General features: G+C 47.3%; 15 protein-coding genes. 12 read left to right on the top strand and 3 right to left on the bottom strand.

Annotated elements, in window-relative coordinates:
• Positions 1-11: 11 nt before the first annotated feature.
• Positions 12-1,271 (bottom strand): diphosphate--fructose-6-phosphate 1-phosphotransferase, encoded by a 1,260-nt coding sequence (gene pfp, locus TPET_RS03160; protein ID WP_011943234.1) that lies wholly within the window; start codon positions 1,269-1,271, stop codon positions 12-14.
• 217 nt (positions 1,272-1,488) lie between these two features.
• Between pfp and TPET_RS03155 the strand changes: the two genes are divergently transcribed.
• The 5 genes from TPET_RS03155 to proB are packed head-to-tail and all read left to right on the top strand — an operon-like array spanning position 1,489 to position 6,673.
• Positions 1,489-2,592, top strand: coding sequence for a citrate synthase/methylcitrate synthase (locus TPET_RS03155; protein WP_011943233.1), 1,104 nt, complete (start codon positions 1,489-1,491; stop codon positions 2,590-2,592).
• Complete coding sequence (locus TPET_RS03150) at positions 2,585-3,841, top strand: 3-isopropylmalate dehydratase large subunit (RefSeq protein WP_011943232.1); 1,257 nt, start codon at positions 2,585-2,587, stop codon at positions 3,839-3,841. The genes TPET_RS03155 and TPET_RS03150 overlap by 8 nt, the downstream gene beginning before the upstream one ends.
• A gap of 13 nt (positions 3,842-3,854) precedes the next feature.
• The gene (locus TPET_RS03145; RefSeq protein ID WP_011943231.1) at positions 3,855-4,355 is read left to right on the top strand and encodes a 3-isopropylmalate dehydratase small subunit; all 501 of its coding nucleotides are present in this window, start codon (positions 3,855-3,857) and stop codon (positions 4,353-4,355) included.
• A 12-nt stretch (positions 4,356-4,367) separates the two neighbouring features.
• Positions 4,368-5,615, top strand: coding sequence for a glutamate-5-semialdehyde dehydrogenase (locus TPET_RS03140; protein ID WP_011943230.1), 1,248 nt, complete (start codon positions 4,368-4,370; stop codon positions 5,613-5,615).
• Positions 5,616-5,617: 2 nt separating this feature from the next.
• A complete protein-coding gene (gene proB, locus TPET_RS03135) occupies positions 5,618-6,673 on the top strand; it encodes a glutamate 5-kinase (RefSeq protein ID WP_011943229.1) in 1,056 nt (351 codons plus the stop codon).
• A 25-nt stretch (positions 6,674-6,698) separates the two neighbouring features.
• Here the strand turns inward: proB and fsa are convergent, their stop codons facing one another.
• Positions 6,699-7,355 carry a fructose-6-phosphate aldolase gene (fsa, locus tag TPET_RS03130; RefSeq protein ID WP_011943228.1) on the bottom strand — a complete coding sequence of 219 codons (657 nt, stop codon included), beginning with the start codon at positions 7,353-7,355 and terminating at the stop codon, positions 6,699-6,701.
• A gap of 98 nt (positions 7,356-7,453) precedes the next feature.
• Complete coding sequence (locus TPET_RS03125) at positions 7,454-8,401, bottom strand: carbohydrate kinase family protein (protein ID WP_011943227.1); 948 nt, start codon at positions 8,399-8,401, stop codon at positions 7,454-7,456.
• Between the two features lie 108 nt (positions 8,402-8,509).
• Here TPET_RS03125 and TPET_RS03120 point away from each other — a divergent pair, with 108 nt between their 5' ends.
• From TPET_RS03120 to TPET_RS03095, 7 genes are read left to right on the top strand one after another with little or no spacing between them, the layout of a single operon-like run.
• Entirely contained in the window at positions 8,510-9,283 is a 774-nt protein-coding gene (locus TPET_RS03120; protein WP_011943226.1) for an SDR family NAD(P)-dependent oxidoreductase, read from the top strand.
• Between the two features lie 12 nt (positions 9,284-9,295).
• Entirely contained in the window at positions 9,296-10,252 is a 957-nt protein-coding gene (locus TPET_RS03115; protein WP_011943225.1) for a mannitol dehydrogenase, read from the top strand.
• A 13-nt stretch (positions 10,253-10,265) separates the two neighbouring features.
• Positions 10,266-11,711 (top strand): FGGY-family carbohydrate kinase, encoded by a 1,446-nt coding sequence (locus TPET_RS03110; RefSeq protein WP_011943224.1) that lies wholly within the window; start codon positions 10,266-10,268, stop codon positions 11,709-11,711.
• A 17-nt stretch (positions 11,712-11,728) separates the two neighbouring features.
• Positions 11,729-11,968 carry a beta/alpha barrel domain-containing protein gene (locus TPET_RS09585; RefSeq protein WP_238374315.1) on the top strand — a complete coding sequence of 80 codons (240 nt, stop codon included), beginning with the start codon at positions 11,729-11,731 and terminating at the stop codon, positions 11,966-11,968.
• Positions 11,956-12,441 (top strand): class I fructose-bisphosphate aldolase, encoded by a 486-nt coding sequence (locus TPET_RS03105; RefSeq protein ID WP_337998346.1) that lies wholly within the window; start codon positions 11,956-11,958, stop codon positions 12,439-12,441. Before TPET_RS09585 ends, TPET_RS03105 begins: the two co-directional genes overlap by 13 nt.
• Positions 12,442-12,455: 14 nt before the next feature.
• Positions 12,456-13,796, top strand: a complete 1,341-nt coding sequence (locus tag TPET_RS03100) for an alpha-L-fucosidase (protein WP_011943223.1) — start codon at positions 12,456-12,458, stop codon at positions 13,794-13,796.
• Entirely contained in the window at positions 13,793-15,214 is a 1,422-nt protein-coding gene (locus TPET_RS03095; RefSeq protein ID WP_011943222.1) for an L-fucose/L-arabinose isomerase family protein, read from the top strand. The genes TPET_RS03100 and TPET_RS03095 overlap by 4 nt, the downstream gene beginning before the upstream one ends.
• The last annotated feature ends 7 nt before the right edge of the window (positions 15,215-15,221 follow it).

Below are 15,221 nucleotides of genomic sequence, written 5' to 3'. Positions count from 1 at the left end.
TCATAAAAGTTTTATGGAAGCTCTGTCGTGTGCCAGTATTTCTTTTTGAATTCTTCAGGTTCCATCTTTGCGAGCTTTGCTAGTTTTTCGAGAGTTTCGGGATCTTCGAGATCTTTCTTTTCCAGCCTTATCATGTATTTTCTTGCTACTCTGTAATCTTCCGATCGAACATCCACCACTCTCACCTTTGTCCTTCCGGTCTTTGGATCCATGAAAGCGTCGAAGGGAAGAATCTTGATTCTGCCACCAACCACGCACACCATCCCGCCAGGGAGATCGGAATAGTCTCCAAGGAGAAATCTCACAGCACCGTAACCGAGTGTCCTGGTGTATACTATGTCGAAGGGTATGGGACGTGCGCTTCTGAGTTCGTATCCTATTGTGACATCGACGATGTGGATTCTTTCACCTCTTTCAGCGTATCTCCTCTCGATCGCCCGTTTCAGAATGGTGGCGAGCGGGATTTCTGCAAGTCTCAGGTGTCCGTGTGGGTCTTTTTCGACTATCACACCGGGAGTGTTGGCAAGTTCCTCAGGATCCATCTTTTCTGCGATACCTTCACCTATTATTGCTACTCCATCGTCTCTTCCCATGAGTTTTCTCTTGAGAATCGCCCCATCGAGAACGTCGCACACTTCTTCGAGCGTCACTCCCTCTTTGAACTCTTCAGGAATGATCGTGATCGTTGCACTCGCTGCTTTTCCAACGCCGAGTGCGAGGTGCCCGGCTTCCCTTCCCATCATGGCCACAAAGTACCATCTGTTCGTTGTTCTTGAGTCTTGCATGAGATTGTAGACGAGCTCTGTGGCTACGTGACGAGCTGTTTCGAAACCGAACGTGGGCATGTTCTCCGGAAGAGGGAGATCGTTGTCTATAGTCTTTGGAACGTGGACCACCTTTATTTCGCCCTTCGATCTTTCACACACTTTGCTCGCGGAGAACGCGGTGTCGTCCCCGCCGATAGTAACAAGATACTTTATCCCGAGCTTTTTGAGAGTCTGAACTGTCTTCTCGAGGGTTTCTTCGGATTTGGCAGGATTCACCCTCGAGGTTCTGAGAATGGATCCACCTTCGATGTGGATTCTGGAGACATCTTCGATGGAAAGTTTTTTCACCATATTCGTTTTTCCCTCTACGAGGTGTTTGAATCCATCGTATATTCCGATCACTTCGAGTCCGTTGTTTATAGCTTCGATGGTAACAGAACTTATCACACTGTTGATTCCAGGTGCCGGCCCTCCACCAACGAGTATCCCCAATCTTTCAGCCACTTCAACCCCTCCCCTTGCTTAATGTCTTCAAAACATATTCTACCAATTTTTCTGCGAAAGTGTTAAATCTTTTTCAAAACGAAAAGCATTAAAATGCCAGCCTGTGCCATGCAGTACTGTTTAACTTTACCTTCAAGTTTGTATGGTAAAATTTCCCAAAGCCCTCCTTCATTTTTAATCGTTCCAGTGTATAGTTATACAACACGGAGGTGTTATTTTGATACAAAAGGGACTGGAAGGCGTCAAAATATGTGAAAGTTCGATATGCTATCTGGACGGCATCAACGGAAGACTCTACTACCGAGGAATACCGGTTGAGGAACTCGCGGAAAAATCGACTTTCGAAGAAACGGCCTACTTTCTCTGGTACGGAAAGCTTCCCACAAAGAGTGAGCTTGAAGAATTCAAAAGGAAAATGGCAGATTACAGAGAGCTTCCTGATGAAGCCCTTGAAATTCTTTACCATCTTCCGAAAGACCTTCATTACATTGATGTTTTGAAGATATTCCTTTCCATTCACGGTTCCATGGATGGGAACGATGAGGATCTCAGAGAAAAAGCCATCAGGGTTGCCAGCGTCTTTCCCACAATACTGGCGTATTACTACAGATACTCTAAAGGAAAAGAACTGATAAAGCCAAGAAAAGACTTATCACACGTTGAGAACTTCTACTACATGATGTTCGGAGAGAGAAACGAAAAGATCCGTCTTCTGGAATCTGCGTTCATTCTTCTCATGGAGCAAGATATAAACGCTTCCACCTTTGCCGCGCTTGTGATAGCTTCCACGCTCTCCGATCTTTATTCCTGTATTGTAGGGGCTCTCGGTGCGCTCAAGGGTCCTCTCCACGGTGGTGCGAGTGAAAAGGTTCCGCCCATGCTAGAAGAGATCGGAAGTGAAGACAGGGTGGAAGAGTTCGTTCAAAAGTGTCTGAAAGAGAAAAGAAAGATCATGGGATTCGGGCATCGAGTTTACAAAACTTACGATCCGAGAGCGGTGTTTTTGAAGAGAGTTCTTCAGGAACACTTTCCAGATAGCAAACTGTTCAGAATCGCCAGCAAGCTGGAAGAATACATCGTTTCTAACAAGATCAAAAACATATACCCGAATGTGGATCTGTATTCGAGCGTTCTCTTCGAAGAGCTCGGTTTTCCAAGGAACATGTTCACTGCCCTGTTTGCAACTGCTCGCGTTGTCGGATGGACCGCTCATGTGATCGAATACGTGAGCGACAACAAGCTGATCAGACCAACTAGTGAGTACGTGGGTCCTATGGATGTCGAATACATTCCTATCGAGCGGAGGGATGAGAATGGGTAAGACACTCGCAGAAAAGATCTTTTCTGAACATACTGGAAGAGACGTGAAAGCCGGAGAAATCGTACTCGCGAGAGTGGATATAGCCATGGCCCAGGATGGAACAGGCCCCCTGATGATAAACGAATTCAGAGAACTCGGCTTCAAAGAAGTGAAGGTCCCGAAGGCCTTCCTCTTCATCGATCACGCTTCTCCGAGCCCGAGGAAAGAGCTTTCGAATTCGCAGAAGATGATGAGAGAATTTGGAAAAGAGATGGGAGTCAAGGTTTTCGATGCGGGAGACGGGATATCCCACCAGATCCTCGCGGAAAAATACGTGAAACCCGGCGATCTGGTAGCAGGTGCGGATTCGCACACCTGCACTGCCGGTGGGCTCGGTGCTTTCGGAACGGGAATGGGGTCCACAGATGTTGCGATCATCTTCGGGCTTGGACAGAACTGGTTCAAAGTACCTGAGACGATCAAGGTTGTGGTGAACGGGAAGTTACAGGATGGAGTTTACGCGAAAGACATCATTCTCGAGATCGCGAGAATTCTGGGAAGCGACGGCGCAACTTACAAAGCGTTGGAGTTCCATGGAAGCTGTATCGAAAATATGAATGTGGAGGACAGACTCACCATTTCCAACATGGCGGTGGAAGTGGGAGCGAAAGCAGGTCTCATGCCTTCTGATGAGAAGACCAGAGAGTTCCTGAAAAAGATGGGAAGAGAGGAGGACTTCAGAGAGTTGAAAGCAGATCCAGACGCGGTTTACGAGACAGAGATAGAGATAGATGCCGACACACTCGAACCACTCGTCTCTTTGCCTCACTATGTGGACAACGTGAGAAAGGTGAGCGAGGTTGAAAAGGAAAAGATAAAGATAGATCAAGTGTTCATAGGAACCTGTACGAACGGAAGACTTCAGGATCTTGAGATCGCTTTGAAAATTCTTGAGAAACACGGAAAGCACCCGGATGTGAGGCTGATCGTCGGCCCCGCTTCAAGGAAGGTCTACATGGACGCCCTTGAAAAGGGAATAATCAAGAAATTTGTTGAACTCGGAGCGGCAGTTATACCACCAGGTTGCGGCCCATGTGTTGGAATCCACATGGGTGTTCTTGGAGACGGAGAGAGGGTACTTTCCACGCAGAACAGAAACTTCAAGGGAAGGATGGGGAATCCCAATGCGGAGATATACCTTGCTTCTCCTGCAACGGCGGCAGCCACCGCGGTAACCGGATACATCACAGATCCAAGAAGATTCATTTGAAGGAGGGTGAAGCATGATAAGGGGAAGAGTCTGGAAATTCGGTGACAATATATCGACTGACCATATAGCACCTGGAAGGTATTTTCATCTGAGGAACAATCTTGAGGAGCTCGCAAAACACGTCTTGGAAGATGCCATGGAGGATTTCGCGAAGAAGGTGCAGAAAGGTGACATCATCGTGGCTGGCAAGAACTTCGGACTTGGTTCTTCCAGAGAGCACGCTGCGCGTATCATAAAGATCGCTGGTGTTTCCTGTATCGTGGCGAAGTCTTTCGCAAGGATCTTCTACCGAAACGCCATCAATGTGGGACTTCCAGTCATAGAGCTCAAGGAAGTCGACGAGATCAACCAGGGAGACGAACTTGAGATAGATCTCGAAAACGGTGTTTTGAAGAACCTCACAACAGGAAAAGAATACAGATTCACTCCGATTCCGAAGTTTCTCCTCGAGATACTGAAAGAAGACGGTATAGTGAACTATCTGAAAAAGCACGGTTCCTTCCCAAGAGTTTAGGGGGTGAGGATTGTGGATGAACTCCTCGAGAAGGCGAAGAAAGTACGGGAAGCTTGGGATGTTCTGAGGAACGCAACAACGAGGGAAAAGAACAAGGCGATAAAGAAAATAGCCGAGAAACTCGACGAGAAGAGAAAAGAAATCCTCGAAGCGAACAAAATCGATGTGGAAAAGGCCCGCGAACGGGGTGTGAAGGAGTCCCTCGTTGATAGACTCGCTCTGAACGATAAAAGAATAGATGAGATGATAAAAGCGTGCGAAACGGTAATCGGATTGAAAGATCCGGTTGGAGAAGTGATCGATTCTTGGGTGAGGGAGGATGGACTCAGAATTGCAAGGGTAAGGGTTCCCATCGGTCCGATAGGGATCATTTACGAATCCAGACCGAACGTCACTGTGGAGACCACGATCTTGGCCCTGAAGAGCGGTAACACCATACTTCTCAGGGGCGGATCCGACGCTCTGAACTCGAACAAAGCGATAGTTTTGGCCATAAAGGAGGCGCTCAGAGAAACAGAGGTTCCGGAAAGTTCCGTCGAATTCATCGAAAACACTGACAGATCCCTCGTTCTTGAAATGATACGGCTCAGAGAATATCTCTCCCTCGTCATCCCACGTGGTGGATACGGCCTCATCAGCTTTGTGCGTGACAACGCGACCGTTCCGGTGCTCGAAACAGGTGTTGGAAACTGTCACATCTTCGTTGACGAGAGCGCCGATCTGAAGAAGGCTGTTCCGGTCATAATAAACGCGAAGACACAAAGGCCTGGTACCTGTAACGCTGCAGAGAAACTGCTCGTTCATGAGAAGATAGCGAAGGAGTTTCTTCCTGTGATCGTGGAGGAGCTGAGAAAACACGGCGTCGAAGTGAGAGGCTGTGAAAAGACCAGAGAAATCGTGCCGGACGTGGTACCGGCTACTGAAGAGGACTGGCCCACCGAGTATCTGGATCTCATCATCGCCATCAAAGTGGTCAGAGATGTGGATGAGGCAATTGAGCATATAAAGAAATATTCCACAGGACATTCCGAATCGATTCTGACTGAAAACTATTCGAACGCTAAAAAGTTCGTTTCAGAAATCGATGCCGCAGCCGTTTACGTGAACGCTTCGACCAGGTTCACAGACGGTGGACAGTTCGGATTCGGTGCCGAGATCGGAATCAGCACTCAGAGATTCCACGCAAGAGGTCCTGTGGGACTCAGAGAGCTCACCACGTACAAATTCGTCGTTCTTGGAAATTATCATGTGAGGGAATGATTATGAAAGTCGTTGTAAAGGTTGGAAGCAACCTGCTTGTGGGAAGTTCTGGCTTGAGAAAGTCTTACATCGCAGAACTCTGTCGCGAGGTTGCACGTTTGAAAAGTCAAGGGCACGAAATTTCCATCATCACATCTGGGGCCCGCGCTGCGGGCTTTACTTATCTTGGAAAAGGAAAGAGAACACAGGACCTTCACATAAAACAGGCTCTCTGCGCTGTGGGACAGGTCCAGCTCATGAAGGTGTACGAAAACGCCTTCGATTTCTATGGCATCAAAATCGCCCAGATCCTGCTCACAAGGGACACTTTTTCCAACAGAAAAAGGTACCTGAACCTCAGAAACACGCTGATCGGACTCTCGGAGTTCGACGTTGTTCCCATCGTGAACGAAAACGACACAGTTGCAACAGAAGAAATCACACTCGGTGACAACGACACGCTCGCTGCCATGTTCTCGATAGCCTGGGATGCGGACTTCCTTGTGCTTTTCACAACGGTGGATGGAGTCATCGATGAGAACGGAAACCTTGTCGAAAGATTTGACGAGTCGGTGAAACTGAAAGATATGGGAAAGAGCAGCTGGGGAACTGGTGGTATCAGATCCAAGATAGAATCTGCGTTGATGGCTTCAAGATGCGGTGTGAAAGCGACCATATGCAGCGGAAACGACGTTTCAAACCTCACAAGGTTTGTGAAGGGAGAACCTGTCGGTACTGTTTTTGAACCACAAGGACGCTTGAAAGCAAAAAAAGCCTGGATTGCCTTTCTCTCAGAACCTGCAGGAAAGATATACGTAAACAAAGGAGCTGAAGAGGCACTCAAAAGCGGTAATAGCCTTCTGCCTGTTGGTGTCACAGGTGTGGAAGGAACGTTCGATGTGGGAGATGTGGTGGAGATAGTGAACGAAGAAGGAGAACTCGTCGGTCGAGGAATCGTGAATTACTCGTCTTCGGATCTGGAGAAAATAGCGGGTCACAAATCTTCCGATTTGAGAAAGATCCTCGGATACGAAGGAAACAAGGTGGTCGTTCACATAGACAACATGTGGCTTGCATGAAAAAAGCCCGCAGGAAGCGGGCTTTTTATTTCTTCAGGTTCTCCAGGTACTTCTTCCAGTCGTTCATGAAACGCTCTATACCGAGATCTGTCATCGGGTGTTTGAAGAGCTTTTCAAGCACAGCAAAGGGCATCGTCACGATGTCTACACCCATGAGGGCTGCCTCCACCACGTGCATTGGATGTCTGATGCTTGCGGCGATGATCTCCGTCTCGAATCCGTAGTTGTCGTAGATCTCGACTATTTCGCCGAGCATTCTCATCCCATCGTTCGAGAGGTCGTCCATCCTTCCGATGAAGGGACTCACGTAGGTTGCGCCCGCTTTGGCGGCGAGGATGGCCTGTGCTGGGCTGAACACCAGAGTCACGTTCGTCTTGATGCCTTCGGCAGAGAGTGTCTTCACCGCTCTGATCCCATCGGGTGTCATGGGTATCTTGATCACCACGTATTCACTGAGCTGGGCAAGTTCTCTCGCCTCTCTCACCATGCCTTCGTAGTCGAGAGACACAACCTCCGCAGAAACGGGACCTTTCACCAGATCGCAGATCTCTTTCACTCTCTGTTTGAACTCTGCTCCTTCCTTTGAAATCAGTGTTGGATTCGTCGTTACTCCATCCACGATACCCCATTCAACACCTTTTTTGATCTCTTCTAAGTTTGCTGTGTCCAGAAAGATCTTCATCGTTTCACCTCCCAGAAGCTATTCTCTCTTATTTTCTTTAAGAGCTCGATAGGAGTTTTTGAAAATCTCTGTTAGTCTTTGGTTGATAAGAAGTTAACTCAACGTTCCTGATTTGATAGAAACATTTCAACTTCATCTAACACCGGCATAGCATCTACACCGCCTACTCTTGTGATAACGATAGCGGCGACGGCGTTGGCGAACTTTCCTATCTCGACAGCGTCTTCGATCGTTTCAGGTGTTTTCTCCAGATACTTGTGTATCACAGCGGCTGTGAACGAGTCTCCGCACCCCGTGGCATCCACAGGTTTTACTTTGAAAGAAGGAACCATACGTTTTTCTCCTTTGAACTTCACAAGACATCCCCTTTCTCCCATGGTCACAAAAAGCAGGCCGTTTTCCTTGATCGGAATTTTGTCAACGGCCGTTTCTAAATCTTCCTGGAAGATGTATTCCAGATCCTTGTCGCTGAGTTTTACGATATCTACCTTCGAAGAGATCTCGAGAAAGTCCTTCACGAAGGTGTTTCTGTCTTCTATCAGTGAGGGTCTCACGTTCGGATCGTAAGAGACGGGCTTCCCTTCCTTCAAAAACGCTTCCATCGCTTTCAGATAAGCACTTCTTGATGGTTCAATAGCGAGGGAGTACGAGCCGATGTGAAGGAAAGAAAATTGTGCGGGGTTGATGTTCACTTCTTCCGGTCTCAGATTCGTATCGGCTGGTTTTTCTCTGAAGAAGACGAAATCCGGATTTCCCTGAGCGTCTCTTGCCACAAAAGCGAGGGTAGTCTTACAAGAAGAATCGAAGATGATGTGTGTTGTGTCTATGCCTTCTTTTTTCATCACCTCAAGTAGGAACTCGGAGAACTGGTCTCCTCCAAGTTTTCCGAGAAAGGAAACTTCTCTTCCCAGTCTTTTGAGAGCAACGGCGACGTTCAGAGGAGAACCTCCCGCTTTTTTTCTGAAGAGCTCACTCTGTGAAAGGTTCTTTCCTTTGTCCTCTGAGATGAAATCAATGAGGATTTCACCGGTGCAGAGAACATTCACAAGAATACACCTCCGCCGGAAAACGATTTTCTATTTCATCTTCATTATACTTCAAGGCGAAGTGTGTTAATATTGTGTTGAACTGTTATTTTTCCGGGAGGGATCGTTGTGAATATTCTTGAAAAGCTTTTCTCTTTGAAAAGAAGGGTTGCTATGGTGACAGGTGGGGGGCAAGGAATCGGGAAGGCCCTTGCTCAGGCGCTGGCAGCGGTGGGTGCAGCTGTTTTGATCATGGACATAAACGAAGAAACAGCTAGAAGAACGGTCGAAGAGATAAAAGAAAAAGGTGGTGAAGCAGATTTCTATGTTGGAGATGTAACGAAAGAAGAGGATTGTTTTGGAGCAGTCAAAAAGGCGCTGGACAGATGGGGAAGACTCGACATAGGAGTCAACAACGCGGGGATAGGGGACTGGTGCGAAGCTGAGAACTACCCTGTTGAACGATGGAAAAAGGTAATAGATGTGAATCTGGTTGGGGTGTTTCTTTCCGCAAAAGCGGAGTTCCACGCTATGAAGGAAAGAAAATACGGAAAGATCATAAACATCGCGTCCATGTCCGGACACATCGTGAACAAACCTCAGAAGCAGACAGCTTACAACGCTTCGAAAGCGGGTGTGATCCATCTCACCAGATCTCTGGCCGCCGAGTGGGCCCCGTACGGAATCAGGGTGAACAGCATAAGCCCCGGATACATCAGAACACCTCTCATAGAATCTCCAAACGTGAAAGATCTTGTTCCCCTCTGGCTCGACATGATCCCTCTTGGAAGACTGGGAGAGGTGGACGATCTGATAGGAGCTGCTATCTTCCTTGCAAGTCCCGCCTCAGATTACATGACAGGGCACGATCTTGTGATAGACGGAGGCTACACCGTCTGGTGAGGAGGTTAGAATATGAAAGTACTTTTGATAGAAAAACCCGGTGTTGCGAGTGTTGTGGAGAAAGAGATACCCGTTCCCGGTGAAGATCAGACCCTCGTGAAAGTACTCGCGTGCGGTATCTGTGGAACCGACTACAAGATATTCTCAGGAGGCACCAACGCCAACTATCCAGTTGTTCCAGGGCATGAGATCGTCGGCGTCGTTGAAAGATCGGGTGTTTTCGAAAAGGGGCAGATGGTTGTGATCGATCCCAACAGATCCTGTGGGAAGTGTGACTACTGTAGAAAAGGTATGTCTCAGTTCTGTGAAAACCTTCAGGCAACGGGCGTGACAGAACCAGGAGGATTTGCGGAATACGTGCTCGTGGAGAACTCACAGGTTTATCCTGTGAGAAATGTACCCGCAGAGAGAGCCGTTTTCGCAGAACCGCTTTCCTGTGTTCTCGAAGGAGTGAAGATGGTGAAACATGGATTCTACGACAGAATCCTCGTAGTCGGAGCAGGTAGTATAGGTGTGATTTTTGGTCTGATCTTCAAGAAAATTTTTCCGGGTGCAGAGATAGTCCTTGCAGAGAAGGACGAGAAACGCGCGGAATACGTTGTACAAAATTTTGGATTGAAAGTGGACGAACCGAAAGGTGAGTACGATCTTGTTGTCGAGTGCTCCGGAACGGCAGAGGGATTTAAAACGTGTTTCGATCACGTAGGAAAAGGTGGAACACTCCTTCAGTTCAGTGTCATCTCCAAAGACAAGATGGTTGATATCTCACCGTTCGAAATATATCGAAAGGAGATGAAAATACTCGGATCTTACCTGAATCCCTTCACAATGAAAGAAGCGGTGAAGATCATAGAATCTGGAGAGTTTCCCTTCGAAAAACTTGTCACCGATCGTCTGGATCTTGAAGGGGTGAAGGATTACCTATCGTCTCACAGCAAAGCGTTGATGAAGGGGATTTTTTCTCGGTAAGTGAGGGATTTTTGTGTATTGCGGTATAGATGTGGGGACGACCAACACGAAAGTTCTGGTGTTCAATGATAGTTTCAAAGTAGTGTTTTTGAAAAAATTCAGAACACCGGTGATTTCCAGTGAAGAAGGCGATTTTCTGTCATCAAAGAAACTCTTTGCGGAGATTCTGGGTTCTCTCAAGTCGATTCCAAAGGAGATAAAAAAGAAGATAGAAGCCATTGGTGTTTCTTCCCTCGGAGAGACGGTGTTTCCAGTATCGAATGATGGAGAAGTACTTCGGGGCGGAATGATGTGGTACAACAAAAACGTTCTGGGAGAATACAGAGAGTTTTTGGAAAAAGTACCACCGATTGTGATATTCAAAAAAACAGGGTTATGGCCTTCGTGGATATACTCTGTGTTCAAAATGAAAAAGTTCTACAAAAGAAGTGAAGAATTGAGCCAAAGAGTTTACAAGTGGCTCGATGTGACAAGTTTGATAGCTTTTTTGTTGACAGGAAACGTTGCGATGGACAGGGTACACTCCTCAAGAACGTTGTTGATGAACATACTCACGGGAGAATGGGACGATGAATTAGTAGAGGCATCTGGCATTCCAAAAGAGCACCTTCCCGAAGTTGTAGATAGTGGAGTTCCACGAGGAAAGATAAGGGAGGAAATTTCCAAAGAGATCGGTTTTCCCGAAGAGGTGATTGTAACAACAGCTGGTCAGGACCATATAACGGCTTCCTATGCCGTTGGTGTTCACGATGAAACCAAGTTGATGGATTCCTCTGGCACGACGGAGGCTATGCTCTGGACAGTCAGCAGAGAAACTTTAGAGAGATACCTGAAGAAGGTTCCAAAGGTGTTCCAAGCCGGTTTCCACTGTATCCCTGGTAAGTACTATCTTCTCACAGGTCTTCCCACGGGTGGATTCTGTATAGACTGGCTTCTCAGCAAAATTTTCAAGGAAGATTATTCCATTTTCAGGATGTTTAATTATCAAAAAAATACAGCCTTTTTCTTCCCCTACCTTCGTGGTACATTCGACAGGGAAGAGATCAGTGGAGCGTTTTTCAACTTGAAAGACACGGATGATCGGGATGTTATCATCTCTGCTGCTCTTGAATCGATCGCTTTCGAGATGAAAAACTGTCTTAACGAATTCGAGAAGCTGGGATTGAAAGATTATGAGGTTGTGGCAACAGGTGGAGGGAGTCAGCTAAGAGAGTGGTTGAAGGTAAAAGCGAGTGTCTTTGGCAGAGTCGTGAAAGTCTTCTCTGTTCATGAAAGTGTCGCTCTTGGTGCTGCCATGATAGCTAAAATCGCAAAAACGGGCCAAGAGAATTGGGAAGAGTTTTTCAAAGAAACTTCTCAGAACTTTGAATATGAATATTTCTATCCGGGTGAGAGCGATTACTTCCAAAGGAAATACCTCGAGTATTTAAAGCTTAGAAGCAAAATCTATGGGTTCTAAAATAAGGAGTGAGTTGGATGTATGGTGGAAAGGCAGTGAGGTTTTCGAGGCTTTTGAATCCGAAGTCTAATAGATCTCTTATTGTTGCTTTAGATCATGGCTTGATGTTTGGGAACGTAGAGGGACTGGAGGATCCTATGAAAACTTTAGAGAGAGCAATATCCTGTGGTATGGATGGAGTTCTTTTGAATCCTGGCGTAGCGAGATTGACAGATCATTTGTTCAGAGGGAAAAATACCCCTGCGTGGATGCTGTGAAGATTCTATTCCCATTGGGGTTAGAAAAGAGTACACAGGCCGAAGTTGTTCAAGTGATATCAAAGGCCGTTGAAGAATGTGAGCACTGGGACATGCCATTGGTGGTCGAACCGGTCTTGCAGGGGGAGAATGTTTCAGAGAGAAACGATCTTGATCTCATAGAATCTGCTGTGAGAATAGCTGTGGAGATAGGAGTGGATATTTTGAAGATTCAGTTCTTGGGAGAAGAACGTCTCTCTCGGATAATCCATAGACTTCGTGTTCCCGTTTTTGTGCTTGGAGGACCAAAGTCAGACGATCCAAAGCAGGTTCTGAAGGTAGTTCAGGAATCAGTGAGGTCAGGCGCAAAAGGAGTGATGTTTGGAAAAAACGTATGGCAGAGAGAAAACATGGAAGAAGTCATGGCAGCCCTGAAATCTATCATACACGATGATTTGAGTTATGAGGAAGTTGTTCAGAGGCTCAATTTGTAAGAGGGGGATACACAGTGAATCATCGTTACAAACCTACATGGGAATCTCTGAGGGAACACACAGTACCAAAATGGTTCGACGAAGCGAAGTTTGGGATCTTCATTCACTGGGGGATTTACTCTGTTCCGGGATGGGCGACGCCCACCGGAGAACTCGGCAAAGTACCGATGGATGTGTGGTTTTTTCAGAATCCGTACGCTGAGTGGTACGAAAATTCCCTCAGGATCAAGGAGAGTCCCACCTGGAAATACCACGTGAAGACCTATGAGGAAGATTTCGAGTACGAGAAGTTTGCAGATCTTTTCACCGCAGAGAAGTGGGATCCACACGAGTGGGCAGACCTCTTCAAAAAAGCAGGAGCGAAGTACGTGATACCGACAACGAAACACCACGATGGATTCTGTCTGTGGGGGACGAAATACACAGATTTCAACTCCGTGAAGAGAGGACCGAAGAGAGACCTCATAGGAGAGCTCGCAAAAGCTGTGAGAGAAGCCGGATTGAGATTTGGAGTGTACTACTCAGGAGGTCTGGACTGGCGCTTCACGACCGAGCCGATAAGGTATCCTGAGGATCTCTCCTACATCAGGCCGAACACCTACGAGTACGCGGATTACGCCTACAAACAGGTCATGGAACTTGTGGATCTGTACCTTCCCGACGTTCTCTGGAACGACATGGGCTGGCCGGATAAAGGAAAGGAAGACCTGAAGTATCTCTTCACTTACTACTACAACAAACATTCAGAGGGTGCTGTGAACGACAGGTGGGGACTGCCGCACTGGGATTTCAAAACGGCCGAATACCATGTGAACTATCCGGGGGATCTGCCGGGCTACAAATGGGAGTTCACAAGGGGAATAGGACTCTCCTTCGGATACAACCAGAACGAGGGACCGGAACACATGCTCTCTGTTGAACAGCTCGTCTACACACTCGTGGACGTTGTGAGCAAGGGAGGAAATCTCCTTTTGAACGTTGGCCCAAAGGGCGACGGAACGATTTCGGATCTGCAAAAAGAAAGACTCCTGGGCCTTGGTGAATGGCTGAGAAAGTACGGAGATGCCATCTACGGTACTTCTGTCTGGGAAAGGTGCTGTGCGAAGACTGAGGATGGAACAGAGATCAGGTTCACCAGAAAATGTAACAGAATCTTTGCCATCTTTCTTGGCATCCCGACCGGAGAAAAAATTGTAATTGAGGATCTCAATCTATCAGCAGGGACAGTGAGACATTTCCTGACGGGGGAGAGATTGAGCTTCAAAAATGTGGGGAAGAACCTGGAAATCACAGTACTCAAAAAGCTCCTTGAAACAGACAGTATAACGCTCGTGCTGGAGGCGGTGGAAGAATGAAGCAAAAATACAGGGTGGGACTCATCAGTTTTTCCGATGGAAGAGAGTACGTGCACAAGGAACTTGAGGGAATTGTGAAAAAGTTCGAAGATGAGATAGCGAAAACTCTGGAAGAAACAGGAGAAGTGGAGGTAATCAGGGCAAAAGAAATCGTGTGGAAGCCCTCAATAGCGAAAAAAGAGGCAAAAAGACTTGCAGAAGAGGGAGCGGAAGTTACCATCTTCAACTACGCAGTTTGGGCGTTTCCTCATTTCACAGTCCTTGCGAGTAAATTTGCACCGGGACCGTTTTTGCTCTTTTCCAACATAAACCCGCAGTATCCTGGTATGGTTGCGATGCTTTCTGCGGCGGGGGCTCTGGAACAGGACGGAACGAAGCACTACAGGATGTGGGGCAGCATAAAAGACGAGAAAGTTCTCAGGAAAGTGATGGCATTCATCAGAGCGGGAAGCACATACAAAAAACTCAGGGGTCAGAGATACGGTGTGTTCGGTGGAAGATCGATGGGTATGTACACCGCCGTTCCTAACGTGGATCTGTGGAACAAGATTTTCGGTGTCGATGTGGAGCATATAGACCAGTTCGAAATCGTTCGAAGAAGCCAGCTGATACCGGACGAGCGCGCAAGGAAAGGAAGGCTCTGGATTGAAGAGAAAGCAAAAGCGTTTCACTACGATGGGAAGTACCTCACACCCGAAAAGCTTGAACTCCAGATAAAGAGCTACCACGCGGTGAGAGAGATCGTGGAGGAGATGGAGCTGGACTTTGTGGGAATAAAAGGCCAGCTTGAACTCACAGAACACTTCGTGACGATGGATGTGACAGAGGCGTTCCTGAATGATCCTTACGACTGGGAAGGAGAACACGAACCGATCGTGTGTGCAACAGAGGCAGATTCCGATGGAGCGCTCACGATGCAGATATTCAAGTTGATCGCAAAGACACCCGTGCTCTTTGCGGACGTGAGACACTACGTGGAGGAGTACGATGTACTGGATCTGTGCAACTCAGGAAACCACGCAACGTACTTTGCAGCCAGATCGTTCGATCCCGACGAGAACATGAAGAAAGTGGAGTTCTATCCACAGACGTTCTACTTCCCCGCAGGTGGTGCAGCGGTAAAACACATAGCAGCACCCGGAAAAGTGACACTTGGAAGACTCACGAGGGAAGATGGAAGGTACAGATTCACAGTCGTTCCTGGAGAGTTCGTGGACTTTGGGGAGGAGAAAAACTACGAGATAGCAGACAGCATACAGAACAACTGGCCGCACGCGTTTTTGAAGATGGAGACACCTATAGACGAATTCCTGACCAAATATTCCTCCAACCACATCCACGGCGTCTACGGAGACTACGTGGAGGAGATCAAAACCTTCTGTGAAATAGCCGGTATCGATTTTGTGCTTATGAAATGAGGGCGCA

It is taken from the genome of Thermotoga petrophila RKU-1 (assembly GCF_000016785.1).
Lineage (GTDB): Bacteria > Thermotogota > Thermotogae > Thermotogales > Thermotogaceae > Thermotoga > Thermotoga petrophila.
The sequence above is the reverse complement of the archived record's forward strand: the minus strand, read 5'-3'. Positions and strand labels throughout refer to the sequence as shown.

Bases quoted from the DNA above. Each gene is read 5' to 3' on its own strand.
- TPET_RS03150 (WP_011943232.1), top strand. From the start codon at position 2,585: ATGGGTAAGACACTCGCAGAAAAGATCTTTTCTGAACATACTGGAAGA.
- TPET_RS03145 (WP_011943231.1), top strand. From the start codon at position 3,855: ATGATAAGGGGAAGAGTCTGGAAATTCGGTGACAATATATCGACTGAC.
- proB (WP_011943229.1), top strand. From the start codon at position 5,618: ATGAAAGTCGTTGTAAAGGTTGGAAGCAACCTGCTTGTGGGAAGTTCT.
- fsa (WP_011943228.1), bottom strand. From the start codon at position 7,355: ATGAAGATCTTTCTGGACACAGCAAACTTAGAAGAGATCAAAAAAGGT.
- TPET_RS03115 (WP_011943225.1), top strand. From the start codon at position 9,296: ATGAAAGTACTTTTGATAGAAAAACCCGGTGTTGCGAGTGTTGTGGAG.
- TPET_RS09585 (WP_238374315.1), top strand. From the start codon at position 11,729: ATGTATGGTGGAAAGGCAGTGAGGTTTTCGAGGCTTTTGAATCCGAAG.
- TPET_RS03095 (WP_011943222.1), top strand. From the start codon at position 13,793: ATGAAGCAAAAATACAGGGTGGGACTCATCAGTTTTTCCGATGGAAGA.